Source organism: uncultured Algibacter sp., assembly GCF_947487605.1.
Classification (GTDB): Bacteria; Bacteroidota; Bacteroidia; order Flavobacteriales; family Flavobacteriaceae; genus Algibacter_D.
This window is the reverse complement of the sequence record NZ_CANKXK010000008.1, coordinates 12,992-29,265: the sequence shown is the minus strand read 5'-3', so window position 1 is coordinate 29,265 and position 16,274 is coordinate 12,992. Positions and strand designations below refer to the sequence as shown.

The 16,274-nt window shown below is 33.2% G+C and carries 21 protein-coding genes; 14 read left to right on the top strand and 7 right to left on the bottom strand.

The features are described 5' to 3' along the window. Nucleotides 1–2: 2 nt before the first annotated feature. The 13 genes from Q0739_RS10210 to Q0739_RS10150 all read left to right on the top strand — a co-directional run bounded on the left by Q0739_RS10210 (nt 3) and on the right by Q0739_RS10150 (nt 11,620). Nucleotides 3–494: a hypothetical protein gene (locus Q0739_RS10210; RefSeq protein ID WP_298238629.1), complete on the top strand. Its 492-nt coding sequence runs from the start codon at nt 3–5 to the stop codon at nt 492–494. A gap of 18 nt (nt 495–512) precedes the next feature. Further along, a complete protein-coding gene (locus tag Q0739_RS10205) occupies nt 513–773 on the top strand; it encodes a SemiSWEET transporter (RefSeq protein WP_298238628.1) in 261 nt (86 codons plus the stop codon). A gap of 80 nt (nt 774–853) precedes the next feature. Next, nucleotides 854–1,549 carry a zinc metallopeptidase gene (locus tag Q0739_RS10200; RefSeq protein ID WP_298238627.1) on the top strand — a complete coding sequence of 232 codons (696 nt, stop codon included), beginning with the start codon at nt 854–856 and terminating at the stop codon, nt 1,547–1,549. 212 nt (nt 1,550–1,761) lie between these two features. After that, nucleotides 1,762–2,337 carry a tail fiber protein gene (locus Q0739_RS10195; RefSeq protein ID WP_298238626.1) on the top strand — a complete coding sequence of 192 codons (576 nt, stop codon included), beginning with the start codon at nt 1,762–1,764 and terminating at the stop codon, nt 2,335–2,337. Nucleotides 2,338–2,400: 63 nt separating this feature from the next. Beyond that, nucleotides 2,401–3,366, top strand: a complete 966-nt coding sequence (locus Q0739_RS10190) for a T9SS type A sorting domain-containing protein (RefSeq protein ID WP_298238625.1) — start codon at nt 2,401–2,403, stop codon at nt 3,364–3,366. 121 nt (nt 3,367–3,487) lie between these two features. Further along, entirely contained in the window at nt 3,488–5,257 is a 1,770-nt protein-coding gene (locus tag Q0739_RS10185; protein WP_298238624.1) for a DNA mismatch repair protein MutS, read from the top strand. Between the two features lie 29 nt (nt 5,258–5,286). Further along, nucleotides 5,287–5,811 carry a ribosome maturation factor RimM gene (gene rimM, locus Q0739_RS10180; RefSeq protein WP_298238623.1) on the top strand — a complete coding sequence of 175 codons (525 nt, stop codon included), beginning with the start codon at nt 5,287–5,289 and terminating at the stop codon, nt 5,809–5,811. 142 nt (nt 5,812–5,953) lie between these two features. Beyond that, nucleotides 5,954–6,667 carry a methyltransferase gene (locus Q0739_RS10175; RefSeq protein ID WP_298238622.1) on the top strand — a complete coding sequence of 238 codons (714 nt, stop codon included), beginning with the start codon at nt 5,954–5,956 and terminating at the stop codon, nt 6,665–6,667. A 108-nt stretch (nt 6,668–6,775) separates the two neighbouring features. Continuing rightward, nucleotides 6,776–7,954 (top strand): acyl-CoA dehydrogenase family protein, encoded by a 1,179-nt coding sequence (locus Q0739_RS10170; protein WP_298238621.1) that lies wholly within the window; start codon nt 6,776–6,778, stop codon nt 7,952–7,954. Between the two features lie 138 nt (nt 7,955–8,092). Further along, nucleotides 8,093–8,419: a hypothetical protein gene (locus tag Q0739_RS10165; RefSeq protein ID WP_298238620.1), complete on the top strand. Its 327-nt coding sequence runs from the start codon at nt 8,093–8,095 to the stop codon at nt 8,417–8,419. 155 nt (nt 8,420–8,574) lie between these two features. Beyond that, nucleotides 8,575–9,618: a transporter gene (locus Q0739_RS10160; protein WP_298238619.1), complete on the top strand. Its 1,044-nt coding sequence runs from the start codon at nt 8,575–8,577 to the stop codon at nt 9,616–9,618. Nucleotides 9,619–9,893: 275 nt separating this feature from the next. After that, nucleotides 9,894–10,700, top strand: a complete 807-nt coding sequence (locus Q0739_RS10155; RefSeq protein WP_298238618.1) for an SGNH/GDSL hydrolase family protein — start codon at nt 9,894–9,896, stop codon at nt 10,698–10,700. Between the two features lie 20 nt (nt 10,701–10,720). Continuing rightward, nucleotides 10,721–11,620 (top strand): metallophosphoesterase family protein, encoded by a 900-nt coding sequence (locus Q0739_RS10150; RefSeq protein ID WP_298238617.1) that lies wholly within the window; start codon nt 10,721–10,723, stop codon nt 11,618–11,620. Between the two features lie 7 nt (nt 11,621–11,627). Here Q0739_RS10150 and Q0739_RS10145 read toward each other — a convergent pair whose 3' ends face one another. The 4 genes from Q0739_RS10145 to Q0739_RS10130 form a co-directional block, all read right to left on the bottom strand. Then, nucleotides 11,628–11,969, bottom strand: a complete 342-nt coding sequence (locus Q0739_RS10145; RefSeq protein WP_298238616.1) for a DUF1508 domain-containing protein — start codon at nt 11,967–11,969, stop codon at nt 11,628–11,630. A gap of 55 nt (nt 11,970–12,024) precedes the next feature. After that, entirely contained in the window at nt 12,025–12,354 is a 330-nt protein-coding gene (locus Q0739_RS10140) for a 2Fe-2S iron-sulfur cluster-binding protein (protein WP_298238615.1), read from the bottom strand. A 120-nt stretch (nt 12,355–12,474) separates the two neighbouring features. Beyond that, entirely contained in the window at nt 12,475–12,720 is a 246-nt protein-coding gene (locus Q0739_RS10135) for a NifU family protein (RefSeq protein WP_298238614.1), read from the bottom strand. Nucleotides 12,721–12,723: 3 nt separating this feature from the next. Beyond that, on the bottom strand, nt 12,724–13,860 hold the full coding sequence (locus Q0739_RS10130) for an Mrp/NBP35 family ATP-binding protein (protein WP_298238613.1): 1,137 nt from the start codon (nt 13,858–13,860) through the stop codon (nt 12,724–12,726). A 299-nt stretch (nt 13,861–14,159) separates the two neighbouring features. Between Q0739_RS10130 and Q0739_RS10125 the strand changes: the two genes are divergently transcribed. Beyond that, the gene (locus Q0739_RS10125) at nt 14,160–14,549 is read left to right on the top strand and encodes a hypothetical protein (RefSeq protein ID WP_298238612.1); all 390 of its coding nucleotides are present in this window, start codon (nt 14,160–14,162) and stop codon (nt 14,547–14,549) included. Here Q0739_RS10125 and Q0739_RS10120 read toward each other — a convergent pair. Genes Q0739_RS10120 through trmB form a run of 3 tightly spaced genes read right to left on the bottom strand, consistent with a single transcriptional unit; the run spans nt 14,544 to nt 16,192 of the window. Further along, nucleotides 14,544–14,882 (bottom strand): MGMT family protein, encoded by a 339-nt coding sequence (locus Q0739_RS10120; RefSeq protein WP_298238611.1) that lies wholly within the window; start codon nt 14,880–14,882, stop codon nt 14,544–14,546. The genes Q0739_RS10125 and Q0739_RS10120 overlap by 6 nt on opposite strands. Nucleotides 14,883–14,884: 2 nt before the next feature. Further along, nucleotides 14,885–15,514 (bottom strand): LysE family transporter, encoded by a 630-nt coding sequence (locus Q0739_RS10115; RefSeq protein ID WP_298238610.1) that lies wholly within the window; start codon nt 15,512–15,514, stop codon nt 14,885–14,887. Between the two features lie 3 nt (nt 15,515–15,517). After that, the gene (gene trmB / locus Q0739_RS10110; RefSeq protein WP_298238609.1) at nt 15,518–16,192 is read right to left on the bottom strand and encodes a tRNA (guanosine(46)-N7)-methyltransferase TrmB; all 675 of its coding nucleotides are present in this window, start codon (nt 16,190–16,192) and stop codon (nt 15,518–15,520) included. Nucleotides 16,193–16,274: the final 82 nt, after the last annotated feature.

Below are 16,274 nucleotides of genomic sequence, written 5' to 3'. Positions count from 1 at the left end.
AAATGAGAAAAATAGCATATTACTTTATTGTTTTTAGTTTTTTAGCTTGCTCGTCTAGTGATGATACTAGTAATGAACAGGAAACAGATCCAAGAGAAGCTTATTTTCTGGAAGCTATAATTGGCTCATGGGCTTATGATACTGTAAAAATAAACGATCAGGTATTTCAATACCAACATACTGATGGTTGTGAAAAAGACTTGTTTCAGTTCTATAATTCTGAAGGGAAAGAATTTGATTTTGAAGAACGGGTTGTTACAAATTGCGATATTTGCGCGGAGTGTGCATTGTCATCAACCGGTTTAGAATGGGAGTTAAATGGGGATGAAATAAGTCTCTATTTTGGGGAGGTACTGGTGCTTATTTATAAAATTATAGATGTTGATAGTGCTAAGTTTATTTATCAAGTTGAAGTAGATTATGATGATGATGGCGACATAGATGTTTTAGAATTTACTGGTGTACCTTACGACCCATATAATGAATTTGGTTAGATACCATATTTATATAGTATGGATTATACAGAAATTATAGGCTTTATTGCAGCCATTTTAACCACAGGAGCATTTTTACCACAAGTTTATAAAACTTGGAAAACAAAAGACGTTTCTAGCTTGTCATTACCCATGCTTATAATCTTTTTTATTGGTATAGTAGCATGGTTGGTATATGGTATTTTATTGGAAAGCCCATCTATGATTTTTGCAAATATTATAACAGTTGTCTCTTCTTTTCTATTGCTTTATTTTAAAATTAAATACGGTAAGAATTAATTAATACGACTGACAAACTTTCAGCGTTAAATATTGGTGTAATTATTGCTATATTTATTTCAGAATTAAAAATTTAAAAAATGATAGGATATTATATATTAATTGGAGCTATTACCTTAGTTAGCTGGTTAGTGAGTAGCACTTTAAAGCGTAAGTTTAAAAAGTATTCACAAGTTCAGCTACGTAATGGCATGAGTGGGGCAGAAATTGCCGAAAAAATGTTAGCAGATCATGGTATTAATGATGTTGAGGTTATTTCTACACCAGGTCAATTAACAGACCATTATAACCCAAAAAACAAAACAGTTAATTTAAGTGAGTCGGTTTACAATCAACGTAACGCAGCAGCAGCAGCAGTGGCGGCTCACGAGTGCGGACATGCAGTGCAACACGCTCAAGCTTACGAATGGTTAAAGATGCGTTCTGCATTAGTGCCAGTAGTAAGCGTAACTTCGGGAATGTCTCAATGGGTCGTTATAGGTGGATTAATGTTAGGAGCCGCTGCAGGACTTGGTTTTGGTTATTACGTAGCTGTTGCAGGTTTAGTCATGATGGGTTTTGCAACCTTATTTAGTTTTATCACATTGCCTGTAGAATACGATGCTAGTAATCGTGCTCTAGCTTGGTTAAAAAATAAAAACATGGTATCTCAGCAAGAATATGCTGGATCCGAAGATGCGCTTAAATGGGCGGCAAGAACATATCTTGTAGCAGCTTTAGGTGCACTGGCATCTCTAGTGTATTGGGCACTTCAAGTATTTGGAGGAAGAGATTAAAAACTAATTGATAAAACATATAAGCTCTGAAGTATTTCAGGGCTTTTTTTGTTTAAAAGAGTTACGCTGTTTACAAACATAGACTATATTTAGTATTTTTTGTAATTTGTAAGAAAAACTTTTGAACTGTGAAATAAAAAAGCTATATTAGTGACTTCTCTCCTCCCTAATGCTATTTAATAGATTTTTTGTTTAACTTAAAATCTAATTTTATGGAAGAGTACATTGGAACTGTTCAAGCATTTGCATTTGGTTTTACGCCTAGAGATTGGTTGCCTTGTAATGGGCAATTATTACCAATATCGCAATATCAAACACTATTTTCTTTATTAGGAACCACATATGGTGGAGACGGAAGAACCACATTTGGGTTACCAGACTTAAGAGGGCGTACACCTATAAATCAGGGTACAGGTCCAGGTTTGTCAAATCATAAGCTGGGTGCTAAAGGAGGCAGTGAAACTAATGTGTTAAATATAACACAAATGCCTACACATAGTCATAATATAGATTTTACTGGGAAAAACATTAATGCAGGTGTTAGTATTCCTGCTGTAAATGATGATGGTACTACTGATGAGTCAGAAGGGAATATTTTGGCAAATAATTCGGGAGCTTACGCAGCTAGTAGTGCAGCAGATACGTCACTTTCTGCATTTAACGCACCAGTTAGCGGAAGTATGCTAACAAGCAATACAGGGGTAGGTGAACCTATAAACAATATGCAACCATTTTTAGCGCTTAATTACTGCATTTGTATAAACGGTATTTATCCTCCTCGAAACTAATTTAATAAATAAAAAATGTATTAAAATGCATCTTTTATTTTTTAACCTTTAAACTTTTATATCATGATTAAAAAAATATTTTTTCTATTTATTTTTACTTTAACCTTTAACCTAAATGCACAATGGTCACTTGGAGATATCGCATTTTCAGCTTATGGTTGTGAAACGAGTACTAATACCCCTTCAGGTCCAGTGGATGCTTTTACTATTGTGCTTTTGCGAAATGTATTAGATAAAGAGCAAATTGCCTTTACAGAAAATGGATGGTTTTCAACGGGAGGATTTAGGTCTGGAGAAAACACATGTACTTTAGAATTTACTAGTAATTATGCAGAAGGCACTCAGATTATTATAAGTGCCGACCCTTTTGAAGCAAGGGATCAAGATGGTCTGCTAGCAGGAAATTTAACAGGTTCGGCTTTAAGTTTGGCAACAGGTGGAGACCAAATATTTGCTTATAATCCTGCTAATATACCAACATCTAACGCTAATCAATCAGGTTTTATAGCAGCCATTCATATGAATGGTAGTTGGGACGCTGATGCCACATCGGCAACAACTTCTGCTAAGCCTTCTGTATTTACAGATGGGACAAATTCAATTTCAATAAACCCAGAAGTAGATAATGCTAGGGTATCTACAGGGAATTGCAGTAATTTTACAGATGTTGCTACTTTAAGAACACTTTTAAACACAGCTAGTAACTGGGAAACAAATAACGATACCGCTTATAATCAATCTACGCCTGTTTGTGACTTTGTGCAAATACTTGGGGTTGAAGACCTAAATAGTTTAGTACAAGCTATTACTGTATATCCAAATCCAGTATCCAGTCAGTTAAAAATTAAATTTTCACAGAACATTAATCTAGCTTCTATCAAGATTGTGGATATTAGAGGGAAAATGATTAAAGAAGTTAAAGAAAACTTTAACTTTCCTATCAATGTTGAATCTTTAAGCAACGGCTTGTATCTCTTACAAATAGAAGGAGGTAATCGCATAATCACTAAAAAGTTTATTAAAAGTTAATTTTTAAGGCACTTGAATTAACTGTTTTTTGCCAAGGCATTAAAAACAATAAGTATAATTTTAAATAGGCTCTGAAGTATTTCAGGGCTTTTTTGTTTCTTTACACCCAATCATCATCAGAATGAATTTTATAGACTATTACCATAAGCATTTAGAAAAATACCAATCTGAAGCGCAGCGTCTTTATAAAAAAATGACAGTACTAAGTTTCCTTCGTTTGAGTGTTTTTATAGTTACAGGGTTTGGTGTTTATCTACTTTTTCAATGGTGGCAAATTGCTTTAATAATAGGAGTTGTAGGGGTTTCAGTATTTATTTATTTATTATCAAAATACACCGATATTAAAAGACTAAGAGCTTTTAATAAAGCGCTTGTGGATATAAATAAAGATGAAATTAAAGTGGCGTCTGGTAATTTTCTTGACAGAGATCAGGGTTTGCAATTTCAAGACCCTAACCACTTTTATTCCTTAGATATCGATTTGTTTGGTCGTGGGTCGTTTTTTCAGTTTATAAATAGAACAACCATTAAAGAAGGAACTAACGTTTTAGCCAAAGCGTTAAAAGCTAATAACATTAATGATATTGATTTACGACAAAGCGCTATAAAGGAATTGGCTTCAAAACCTCAATGGCGACAATATTATTCGGCAACCTCTAATTTGGTTATTGTTGAAACACCCGCAAAGCAAATTATTAGTTGGTTAAAAGCACATAAAACATTTTTGCCTAAAGCCATGTCTTGGATGCCAACGGCTTTTGGGGTAGCATCAATCATCATTATCGTACTAACAATATTAGAGGTTATAAGCATACCATCATTAATTGCTTATTGGCTACTACTTGGCTTAGGGATTACGGGTATTTATCTTAAAAAGATAAGCCTGTTGGCTACAAATACAGATAAGGTTCGAGATACTTTTAGGCAATATGCCAATTTATTAGACCTAATAGAAAACGAATCTTTTTCTTCAGATTTATTGAATCAAAAACAGCAACAGATTCAATCTGGAGATAAAAAAGCATCAGATATTTTTAAGCAATTTTCAAAGGCTTTGGATGCGCTAGATAATAGAAATAATTTAATTGGTGCCATTTTTGGTAATGGATTGTTTTTAACCGATATCAAGAATAGCTACCAAATTGAGAATTGGATTGCGCTATATGAAGATAAAGTATCCGATTGGTTTGAAGTCGTATCTTTTTTCGATGCATATAATTCCTTAGGTAATTATGCATTTAATCATCCCGATTATGTATTCCCAAAAATAGCCAAAAATCAAGCTGTTATAAATGCTCAAAATTTAGGACATCCTTTGTTAGATAAAGAAAAAAGGATAAGTAGTGACTTATTAATAAACAAGGAACAATTTTTTATAGTTACAGGTGCTAATATGGCAGGGAAGAGTACTTTTTTACGCACAGTTTCATTACATATTGTTTTGTCTAATGTGGGCTTGCCAATTTGTGCAGAAACGAGCAATTATACACCAGTTAAATTAATAACTAGTATGCGAACTTCAGATTCTTTGACCGATGATAGTTCGTATTTCTTTTCAGAATTGACGCGTTTAAAACATATTGTAGATGCTATTGAGCAAGAACCTTATTTCATTGTTTTAGACGAGATTCTAAAAGGAACAAATAGCACAGATAAGGCCATTGGTTCTAAAAAATTTGTTGAAAAATTAGTGGCTTCAAATGCTACAGGAATAATAGCAACCCACGATTTAAGTTTGTGTGAAATTGAGAATGCGTTAGATGCTGTTAAGAATTATTATTTTGATGCCGAAATTATTAACGATGAACTTCATTTTGATTATAAATTAAAAAAAGGAATTTGTCAAAATATGAATGCATCGTTTCTTTTAAAGAAGATGAATATTGTTTAATACTTTTGTAAAGTTAATTGATTAATTAAATGAAAATAGAAGATTGTTTTTACTTAGGTAAAATCGTGAAAAAATATAGTTTCAAGGGAGAAGTACTTGCTAAATTAGATACCGATCAACCAGATATATACGAACACTTGGATGCTATTTTTTTAGAACTAAGAAATAATCTGGTGCCGTTTTTTGTTGAGAGCTCACAATTGCATAAATCGGAGTTATTACGTATCAAGTTTGAAGATGTAGATACAGAAGCAGATGCCGATGCTATTATGAAGAGTGGTTTGTATTTACCATTAGACTTATTACCAAAGTTAGAAGGCGATAAATTTTATTTTCATGAAGTTATTGGTTTTAAAGTTGAGGATAAAAACTTTGGTAAAGTAGGAGTTATTAAAGCTATAAATGATGCTACTGCACAATCGCTTTTTGAGATTGATAGAGATGGTGTTGAAATATTAATTCCTATGAATGATGAATTTATTTTGAAAGTTGATCGAAATAATAAAACCATTTTTGTTGAAACACCTGAGGGGTTGATAGATTTATATCTGTAAATTATTTGTCATTCCTGCGAAGGCAGGAATCTTATAAATTGAACTTAAAATAAAAATATGGATTCCTGCTTTCGCAGGAATGACAACAACAAACAAATCCTAGAGATACTTGGATTTTGGAATTTCGTATTTGGAATTTACTATGATAAAACCATTCAAATTCAAACAATTCACCATTAATCAAGACCAATGTGCCATGAAAATTGGCACCGATGGTGTATTATTGGGTGCTTGGGCTTCTGTTAAGGACAATCTGTTTTCTGTTTTAGATATTGGTGCTGGTACAGGGCTTCTATCTTTAATGTTAGCTCAAAGAAGTCATGCTGAACTAATTGACGCAATTGAAATAGATGATAATACCTATGAGCAGTGTGTTGATAATTTTGAGAAATCCTCCTGGGGAGATAGATTATTCTGTTACCATGCTTCTTTAAAAGAATTTGTAAATGAGATTGAAGATAAATATGATTTAATAGTTTGTAACCCTCCTTTTTATAGTGAAGATTACAAAACAGACAACGAACAAAGAGATTTAGCACGCTTTCAAGACGCCATGCCTTTTGAACATCTTTTAGAAAGTGTTTCTAAATTGCTTTCTAAAAATGGTATTTTTACTGTTGTTATTCCTTTTAAAGAAGAATCTCATTTTTCAAACCTAGCTTCAAACTACAAGTTATTCCAAAATAGAAAACTTCATATTAAAGGCAATCCGACTTCAGAAATAAAACGAAGTCTCATCGAGTTCTCTTTCCACGAAAGTGAAATAATTACTGAATCTTTAATAATTGAAACCGAAAGACATCAATACACTGAAGATTACATCAATTTGACTAAAGATTTCTATTTGAAAATGTAATGAAATCAATAAAGATTAATTAAATTTGAGCGTTAAAAATGATAATTTGATAATAAATATCTAATTTCATTAATTATTTTATTTAAAACACGTTTAAATTCAATCTTTATGCGTCCAGACTTATTTGAAGCACCCGATTATTACAACCTAGACGAGTTACTTACAGACGAGCATAAATTAGTGCGTGATGCTGCCCGAGAATGGGTGAAACGCGATGTTTCTCCTATCATTGAGGAATATGCTCAAAAAGCAGAATTCCCAAAGCAAATTATTGGTGGATTAGCAGAGATTGGCGCTTTTGGACCATACATCCCTATGGAATATGGTGGGGCAGGTTTAGACCAAATCAGTTATGGGTTGATTATGCAAGAGATTGAACGTGGGGATTCTGGAGTACGTAGTACAGCATCTGTACAATCGTCTTTAGTCATGTATCCTATTTGGAAATATGGCAACGAAGCTCAACGCAATAAATATTTACCTAAACTAGCATCTGGAGAATGGATTGGTTCTTTTGGTTTAACAGAACCTGACCACGGAAGCAACCCAGGAGGCATGACTACCAATTTTAAAGACAAAGGAGACCACTATTTATTAAATGGCGCTAAAATGTGGATTAGTAATGCGCCTTTTTGTGAAATTGCTGTGGTTTGGGCTAAAAATGAAGAGGGTAGAATACACGGATTAATTGTTGAACGTAATATGGAAGGGTTTTCTACGCCAGAAACACATAATAAGTGGTCGCTTCGTGCATCGGCAACAGGCGAGCTTATTTTTGATAATGTTAAAGTTCCTAAGGAAAATTTGCTACCAAACAAATCTGGTTTGGGTGCGCCTTTAGGTTGTTTGGATTCTGCAAGATACGGTATTGCTTGGGGTGCTATTGGCGCCGCTATGGATTGTTACGATACTGCTTTACGATACAGCAAAGAGCGTATGCAATTTGGGAAGCCTATTGGACAGTTTCAGTTGCAACAAAAAAAACTTGCTGAAATGATTACCGAAATTACAAAAGCACAACTTTTAGCTTGGAGATTAGGTGTAATGCGAGAAAATGGTACCGCCACTTCGGCTCAAATATCTATGGCAAAACGTAATAATGTGGATATGGCTATTAATATTGCACGAGAAGCGAGACAAATGCTTGGAGGTATGGGAATTACAGGAGAGTATTCTATCATGCGACACGCTATGAATTTAGAAAGTGTGATTACTTATGAAGGCACTCATGATATCCATTTATTAATTACAGGATTGGATGTTACGGGGCTTAATGCTTTTAAGTAAGTAGAAAGTTATTTAATATCCTCAAAAAAATAGAGTACAAGTCGGTTTTTAGTTTATCAACTTAATCTATATTTGCCCAAAATTAGATCGTTGCACAGAGTAACTGCTATATTATTAGTTTTTTTATACTTAATTGCCATGTTAAGACCTATTCAGCCATATGTTGAATATGTGCTTAATCAAGACTATATAGCTGAGTTTTTATGTATTAATAAAGACAAACCCGAACTACAATGTAATGGTAAATGCCACTTAGTAAAACAAATTAAAAAGCAACAAGAACAAGAGCCTTTATCTGCTTTATCAATTTCATTAGAAAATTATCCTATCGGTTTTGTTACTATTTTAAAAATACCAAATGCTTTATCATATAGTGCTTCAGTAAAAAATCAAAATTATTTTTATCAAAAAATCTACGATTTCAGCTATAATAATAGTGCGTTTCAACCACCAGATTTAGTTTAATTTTACAACTACATTATATATTTATGACGCCTTTGCGTTAGCGATAGTAATGATAGCTTTTGGCGAGGCGAGCATCGAGCCAAAACTACAAATGGATAGCGCGACCCTTGTGGTAACGCCCAAATAATTACACTTACAATTAATTTAAATACTCAATGAAACATATAATCATTGCAATACTGTGTATTGCAACTACATTTACATACGCGCAACATGAGCAGCACAAGCAAAACAAATCGAAATCAGAATCAAACCAATGGTCATCTAGCAGACCAGATGGACATGCGCCAATTTCTGTAATGGGAGACCATACGCACCATAAAGGCGAATTAATGTTCTCTTACCGTTACATGACTATGGACATGCGCCAATTAAGACAAGGTACAGATGATGCTGCAACCACTGATGCGCATGCTAATTATATGGTAGCCCCTTTAGACATGGTAATGAATATGCATATGTTAGGTGTTATGTATGCCCCTTCAGATAAAATCACTTTAATGGTTATGGCTAACTATTTAGAAAACGATATGACTTTACAAATGCGTAATGGCAATCAGTTTAAAACGAATACTTCAGGCTTAGGGGATGTTTCTGTAAATGCTTTATACAGCATTTTTAATAAGAACAGAAAAGCATTGCATGCTCAAGTAGGTGTTTCTATACCAACAGGCAGTATTGAAGAAAAAAATGTGCTTCCTGTTTCTATGGGTAATGCAGTACAACTACCTTACCCTATGCAACTAGGAACTGGTTCTTTTGGTGCTAATTTAGGGTTAACATATTTAGGCCAATGTGATACGTTTTCTTGGGGACACCAAATTACAGGAATGATTAATATAAATGATAATGACCAAGATTATAAATTTGGAAATCGTTATAAATTAAACAACTGGATTGCTGCTAAAGCTGGAAACAACTTAAGTGTTTCAGTACGATTAGAAGGCGTTATTATTGATGAAATTAACGGTTCTAGTTCATTACTAAACCCAATGATGGTTACTACAGCTGATACTACAAACTCTGGAGGGACTTTTGTAAATTCTGGATTTGGGCTAAATTATTTAGTAGCTAATGGTAGCTTAAAAGGTTTAAGGTTTGCTACCGAAATTACCACACCGTTTTACCAAGACTTAAATGGTATTCAACTTAAACAGAATTATAATTTAACATTTGGGATGCAGTACGCCTTTCAATAAAAAATTTCTTGAAACGAACTATCCCCGAGGCAGAGCCATAGGGTTATTTCGTTCGTTTCATTTTGACCTTTAATGGTCAAAAATCGAAATTTTATATTTAGATTCCCGTTTTCACGGGAATGACAATTTCAATGGAAACCCCGACGCAGAGCGTCGAGGAATTCTTTTTGATTAATCGCCTTTTTGTTCCAAAAACTATAAAACGCCTCTTTTTAAGGGGCGTTTTTTATGATTTTGATTCTCATAAATTGAAGTTGTATCTTTATATCAAAAAGATGAAAAACAAGACACCTATTTTCATTCTACTTTTTAGCTTGCTATTTACCTGTAACGTTAATGAAAATAGAATTGATATTATAGAACAGATAGAGGAAGAAAGTCCTCCTACAGATACTGAGGAAGAAAACGATGATAACAATGGGGATGGTAATGAAGGAGATGATAGTGATGATGGAGACGACCAAGAACAAACCCAAATAACTTATAAAATACTGGCTTTAGGCGATAGTTATACTATTGGCGCAAGTGTTTGTGATACCTGTAGATTTCCTGAGCAGCTAAAAGACAGCTTAGTTACTAAATTTGAGTCTGACACTTCCTTTGAATTAAAAGTTATAGCGCGTACTGGTTGGACAACTACAAGTTTAATTAATGCCATTGATAACGAAAATATCGTTAATGATTACAATTTAGTAAGCCTTTTAATTGGTGTAAATAACCAGTATCAAGGCAAACCCTTTTCATTATATGAAACTGAGTTTCCAGAATTAGTAAATACCGCTATAAGTATTGCTGCAAACAGAAAAAGCAAAGTCCTTGTTATTTCTATACCTGACTATGCTTATACGCCTTTTGGAAGAGGAAACCCTATTATTTCTGCTGAAATTGACACCTACAACACCTTTGCTAAAAATTATTGTACCGAAAATAATATCTCTTATATAAATATTACAGATATAACAAGAATGGGCTTAGAGAATACAGCACTTGTTGCTAGCGACGGATTACACCCATCTAAATTAGCATATTCAAAATTTGTTGAACGTATTTTACCTGTAGCCCTAGACAAACTTAAGGACTAGTAGCTTAAAACTTAAAAAAGATGCTCTCATCCAAAAAAAGATTAGATAACGCCTACAAGAATGCTAAAGTCATCGATTTTGATGGCGATAGTAAATTTATTCTCTTTAGCGATTGCCATAGAGGCGATAATAGTTTTGCTGATGATTTTGCCAATAACAGAAATATCTATTTCCATGCCTTAAAGCATTATTACGCAGAAGGCTTTCAGTACTGCGAATTGGGTGATGGCGATGAGCTTTGGGAAAACCTATCCTTTGAATCTATTTTAAATGCCCATAAAAATGTGTATATGCTTATGAAGTTATTTCATAAGGGCGATAGATTGCATATGATATGGGGAAATCATGATATGGTGTATCGCAATCCAGATTATGTAAAAAAACATTTATCCACTTATTTTGATGCAAAAGTTGGAGAAGATGTTGAACTTTTTGGCGATATAAAATACCATGAAGGGCTTGTTTTGAAACATTGCATGACGGGACAGGAGTTGTTTTTAACCCACGGGCATCAAGCAGATTGGTGGAATTTCTTGTTTTGGAAATGGAGTCGGTTTATGGTTCGTGTACTTTGGAAACCCTTAAATGTTATGGGAATTGCAGACCCTACAAGTCCTGCTAAAAACTACAAAGAACTAATAAAAGTGGAACGTAGAACTAAAAAATGGATTTCCGAAAACAATAATTTAATGACTATTGTTGGACACACCCACAGGCCACGTTTTCCTGAACCTGGAGATATTGCTTTTTTTAATGATGGTAGCTGTGTGCACCCACGAAGCATTACTGGTATTGAGATTGAAAATGGAGCTATTTCATTAATTAAATGGCAAATTGCGACAAAAGAAGATGGCACACTTCAAATTGTTAGAGTTCTTCTAGAAGGGCCAAGTAAGTTAATTGATTACCAAACATCTTAATAGACTTTTATATTGCATAAACAAAGTCGTCAATTTTTGTTGCTTTGGCGCTAGTTTTTACGAAAGTAATCATATTTTCCATTGCATTAAAAGTTAAGAAGCTTTCACTTGTTGCAATTAATTCACTATTAGATAGTTTTTCAAAAGTAAAATAGTGACTACCACAACTAGCTTTTTGTCTTACGAAATAGCTATCGTTAAAAGCGTGTTTTTTAAAAAAACGAATATTTTGAAGGCAAAGAGAAATGGAGTTATAAGGCTCGCTAGTCAAGGTGATTAGCTCGCTATTTGGTTTAAACAAAAACCTGTAGCGTCCTAATTTATCCCTGAATATTTTGAATTGAGTCATTTAAACAAATATGTTTAAATTTTAGACCCAAATTAATCTAAAATGTCACTTGTATTTAGCTTTCTGGAGCGAGTTCGACTTCTAGACCTTCCATGTCTGGAGTGATTTGTATTTGGCAGCCTAATCGGCTGGTATCTTTAACATCAAAGGCTTCAGATAGCATCGCTTCTTCGTCATCACTCATTTCTGGTAATTTAGTTTCACTCAAAACATAGCATTGGCAAGAAGCACACATAGCCATACCACCACATACTCCAATAGTTCCTTCGGGAGCAAGTTCGTAAGACCTTACAACTTCCATTAAATTCATAGCCATATCTGTTGGCGCAACTACATCGTGGGTTACACCATCTCTATCTGTAATTTTTATGTTTATATCCTGCATTATTTGTGTTTTGAGCATTTACTATAAAATGCATGTCATAATTCGTGCCGCAAATTTAAGCTTTCTGAATTATTTAGAAATAAGATTGTCTATTATTTTAGTAGGAATTAAAAAAAGAAATTAGATTTCAATATTAACAACTTGTTCTATTTGAGGTGCGTATTTTTTTATAGTCATTTCTACTCCAGATTTTAAAGTCATTTGATTTACGCTACAGCCAACACATGCACCTAGTAATTGAACTTTAACTAGGGTATTGTTTTCTTCAATAGATAATAATGAAATATCACCTCCATCACTTTGAAGAAATGGGCGAATTTCATCCAAAGCTTTTTCAACATTAAGTTTTAATTCTTCTGAAGTCATATTCTATTTTTTAACTGCTGAACATCCAGCCATAGTTGTTATTTTAATAGCCTCGGTTGGTGGCAAATCATCATTACGTCTTACAACTTCTTCTACTACATTTCGAGTTAATTTTTCGAATGCATGTTCTAAAGCTGTTGCTGTTTGCAATGCTGCAGGACGACCTATATCTCCTGCCTCACGAATACTTTGTACTAATGGTAATTCTCCTAAGAAAGGAACCTTTAAATCTTCAGCCAAATTTTTAGCACCTTTTTCACCAAAGATATAATATTTATTATCTGGAAGCTCATCTGGTGTAAAATAAGCCATGTTTTCTATAATTCCTAAAACAGGGACATTAATACTTTCTTGTTGAAACATGGCTACCCCCTTTTTAGCATCGGCTAAAGCTACATTTTGGGGTGTGCTTACTATTACAGCTCCCGTAATAGGAAGCGATTGCATAATGCTTAAATGAATATCTCCCGTTCCAGGAGGCAAATCGAGTAACAAGAAATCTAGTTCTCCCCAATGAGCATCAAAAATCATTTGATTTAGTGCCTTAGCTGCCATGGGACCACGCCAAACTACTGCTTGATTTGGCTGCGTAAAGAATCCTATTGACAAAACTTTTACACCATAATTTTCTATGGGTTTCATTTTAGATTTTCCACCAATATTAACAGCTAAAGGTTTCTCAGTTTCAACATCGAACATAATAGGAATTGATGGCCCATAAATATCGGCATCTAAAACACCAACTTTAAAGCCCATTTTAGCTAAAGTAACTGCTAAATTTGCAGTAACTGTTGATTTTCCAACACCTCCTTTTCCAGAAGCCACAGCAACAATATTTTGAATCCCTGGTATTGGATTTCCTTTTATAACATTTGCTTTAGGTTTTGCAGGGGCATCAACTTTTATATTCACAGTTATTTTAGCCTTTTCATAAACTTTTTCATGAATAGTTTTTAAAATATCAACCTCTGTGCGTTTTTTTGCTTGTAAACTTGGATTTTTTATGGTGATATCTACAATAACTTCATCACCAAATGTTATCACATTTTTAACGGCACCACTTTCAACCATATTTTGTCCTTCTCCAGGCACTGTAATAGACTCTAGAGCCTTTAATATATCTTGTTTATTGAGCTTCATTATATTTATTAAGAATCATTCTAAAATGCAAATATATACATTAAAACCATATTATTCTTGGTGGTCCAACAACTTTTATTTATGAAAACATTGGTGTAAATTATATGCTGATTGTAGAGCTTATTTTAGCGTATTTTGTTTAAAATCAGGTAAAACTATAATACAAGTCAAACATGCTGTTTAGCTATAATTTGAATGATTTCAACGAAAAACCCTTGATATTTGTGACTTTAGCATGCATGTTGCTTCTTAAAGGTATAAACATATTGATTCATACAGATCAATTAAACTAGAATATCATGTTTACATTTAAGAAAAAACCATTGAAAGAGGATGCTCAGTATATTGTTGACATCGTTAATAATTTTTCGAAAAACAAAGAAATAAAAAAATTGATTTCTCCAATATCTGATGAGTATTATTTAATAGATGAAAAAAATAAGGTCGCTGTTAGCATTAGCGATGAAGAGGTCATTCTTTCAAATCATATTTTCCTTTATAAAAAAGTATTTAATCTGTCTTTTACAGATAAGCTAAAAAAACAAATACGAGAGAATATGGAAGAAGAAATGCAATTGTTAAAAAAATCACTATTTAAAAATGAAACAAATCTACTTTCAAATATCTTAAAACTATCTACAGACGAAAAAGTGCCTTTGGTTATTAAGCCTGTTTTTAAAGCTTTATAATTTTTCTTGTAGAGAAATTGGATCCCAAAAGACAGTATTCAAATCTTGAACTTGATTATTAACAACCTTTATCCCTTCACTTTCTAGAAGTTGTTGCATTAAGTTTGTACCATTAAAATGATGTTTTCCAGTTAACAAACCTTTTCTATTAACTATTCGATGTGCTGGAACATCTTTGCCTACAGAACCATTCATAGCATATCCAACCATACGAGCACTTTTTGCTGCTCCAAGGTATTTTGCAATGGCACCGTAGCTTGTTACACGGCCATAAGGAATTTGTTTTGCTACTTCGTATACCTTATCAAAGAAATTAAGAGTCTCAGGTTTCATTTTTAGAATTCTCTTATAATATTAACTAGGGTAATAATAGAAATAATACCTGTTATACCTCCAATAATTCGATTCATATTCTTTTGAGATGTAAAGGATTTACTTTTTACTTTATCGAAGAAAAATATATACATATATAGCATAACAAATGTACCCATTGTAGCTCCCGAAACATAAGATATAATGCTTGTTTGGTCGAAAGAAAGCAAACCAACGGACGCAAGTGTAATCGTCATATAAGCTTGGTATGGAATAGGAAAAACATTTATTGCAGATAAGAAAACACCATGAAAAAAGCGACTGTGTTTACTTCTTATTTTAGGTTCTACCTGTTGCTTAGGATTTGATTTTGCAATTAATAAATAATAAACAGTTATTAAAATGAAAATTATTAAAGCTACTCGCTGCAGAATATCGACAATCTCGTGGTGCTTACTTAAATAACGTGCAAAAATAGAGGCAATATAAGTTTGAAAAAAAACAATAACACAAACACCTATTGAAAACATGATGCCTCTAGAATGACCTTCTTTTAAACTTATTTTAGCAGCAGTCATATTTAACAACCCAGGAGGAATAACACCTATAAAAGCAAAAAATAAACCTAATAAGAAAATAAAAGTTATGTCCACCTATTATTTAATTTTGAATCTAATATAAGTAATTGGTTTGTTTTGTTCTAAATATTGCGATTCATAAAAAGTTTGAATACTCGTCACTTCTTCTGGACTTCCTTCTTGCTTGTAAACATTATGATTCGCGTATAACACTTCGTGTCCAGCACCATGAAGCAGCCCAAGTGTATAGCCGTGCATAAACTCACTATCAGTTTTTAAGTTTACAACACCATCAGATTTTAAAATCTTCTTATAGCGTTTTAAAAATTCAGCATTTGTCATGCGATGTTTTGTGCGTTTGTATTTTATTTGAGGATCTGGAAAAGTAATCCAGATTTCATCTACTTCATTTTCTGCAAATGCGTGGTCAATTAATTCAATTTGGGTACGAAGAAAAGCAACATTTGGAATATTTTCTTCAATTGCAGTTTTAGCACCACGCCAAAAACGAGCACCTTTAATATCGATGCCAATGAAATTTTTATGAGGATATCTTTTAGCCAAAGCCACAGAATATTCGCCTTTTCCACAACCTAATTCTAAAACTAAAGCGTTATTATTTTTAAAAACGTTTTTTTGCCAATGACCTTTAAAGTTGAAATTAGCATTAACTAATTCATCACGTGTTGGTTGAAATACGTTAGCAAACGTTTCATTTTCTTTAAATCTTCTAAGTTTGTTTTTGCTTCCCAATGTATATTAACTACTTTTTGTTATGTATAATATTTTTGGTAAAATTAAGGAAATATATAAGAGTGCTTATATGCTTACCTTT

Bases quoted from the DNA above. Each gene is read 5' to 3' on its own strand.
- rimM (WP_298238623.1), top strand. From the start codon at position 5,287: ATGAAAATAGAAGATTGTTTTTACTTAGGTAAAATCGTGAAAAAATAT.
- Q0739_RS10200 (WP_298238627.1), top strand. From the start codon at position 854: ATGATAGGATATTATATATTAATTGGAGCTATTACCTTAGTTAGCTGG.
- Q0739_RS10190 (WP_298238625.1), top strand. From the start codon at position 2,401: ATGATTAAAAAAATATTTTTTCTATTTATTTTTACTTTAACCTTTAAC.
- Q0739_RS10125 (WP_298238612.1), top strand. From the start codon at position 14,160: ATGTTTACATTTAAGAAAAAACCATTGAAAGAGGATGCTCAGTATATT.
- Q0739_RS10135 (WP_298238614.1), bottom strand. From the start codon at position 12,720: ATGACTTCAGAAGAATTAAAACTTAATGTTGAAAAAGCTTTGGATGAA.
- Q0739_RS10155 (WP_298238618.1), top strand. From the start codon at position 9,894: ATGAAAAACAAGACACCTATTTTCATTCTACTTTTTAGCTTGCTATTT.
- Q0739_RS10210 (WP_298238629.1), top strand. From the start codon at position 3: ATGAGAAAAATAGCATATTACTTTATTGTTTTTAGTTTTTTAGCTTGC.
- Q0739_RS10165 (WP_298238620.1), top strand. From the start codon at position 8,093: ATGTTAAGACCTATTCAGCCATATGTTGAATATGTGCTTAATCAAGAC.
- Q0739_RS10145 (WP_298238616.1), bottom strand. From the start codon at position 11,969: ATGACTCAATTCAAAATATTCAGGGATAAATTAGGACGCTACAGGTTT.
- Q0739_RS10150 (WP_298238617.1), top strand. From the start codon at position 10,721: ATGCTCTCATCCAAAAAAAGATTAGATAACGCCTACAAGAATGCTAAA.
- Q0739_RS10160 (WP_298238619.1), top strand. From the start codon at position 8,575: ATGAAACATATAATCATTGCAATACTGTGTATTGCAACTACATTTACA.
- Q0739_RS10130 (WP_298238613.1), bottom strand. From the start codon at position 13,860: ATGAAGCTCAATAAACAAGATATATTAAAGGCTCTAGAGTCTATTACA.
- Q0739_RS10140 (WP_298238615.1), bottom strand. From the start codon at position 12,354: ATGCAGGATATAAACATAAAAATTACAGATAGAGATGGTGTAACCCAC.
- Q0739_RS10205 (WP_298238628.1), top strand. From the start codon at position 513: ATGGATTATACAGAAATTATAGGCTTTATTGCAGCCATTTTAACCACA.
- Q0739_RS10195 (WP_298238626.1), top strand. From the start codon at position 1,762: ATGGAAGAGTACATTGGAACTGTTCAAGCATTTGCATTTGGTTTTACG.
- Q0739_RS10120 (WP_298238611.1), bottom strand. From the start codon at position 14,882: ATGAAACCTGAGACTCTTAATTTCTTTGATAAGGTATACGAAGTAGCA.
- Q0739_RS10175 (WP_298238622.1), top strand. From the start codon at position 5,954: ATGATAAAACCATTCAAATTCAAACAATTCACCATTAATCAAGACCAA.
- Q0739_RS10185 (WP_298238624.1), top strand. From the start codon at position 3,488: ATGAATTTTATAGACTATTACCATAAGCATTTAGAAAAATACCAATCT.
- Q0739_RS10170 (WP_298238621.1), top strand. From the start codon at position 6,776: ATGCGTCCAGACTTATTTGAAGCACCCGATTATTACAACCTAGACGAG.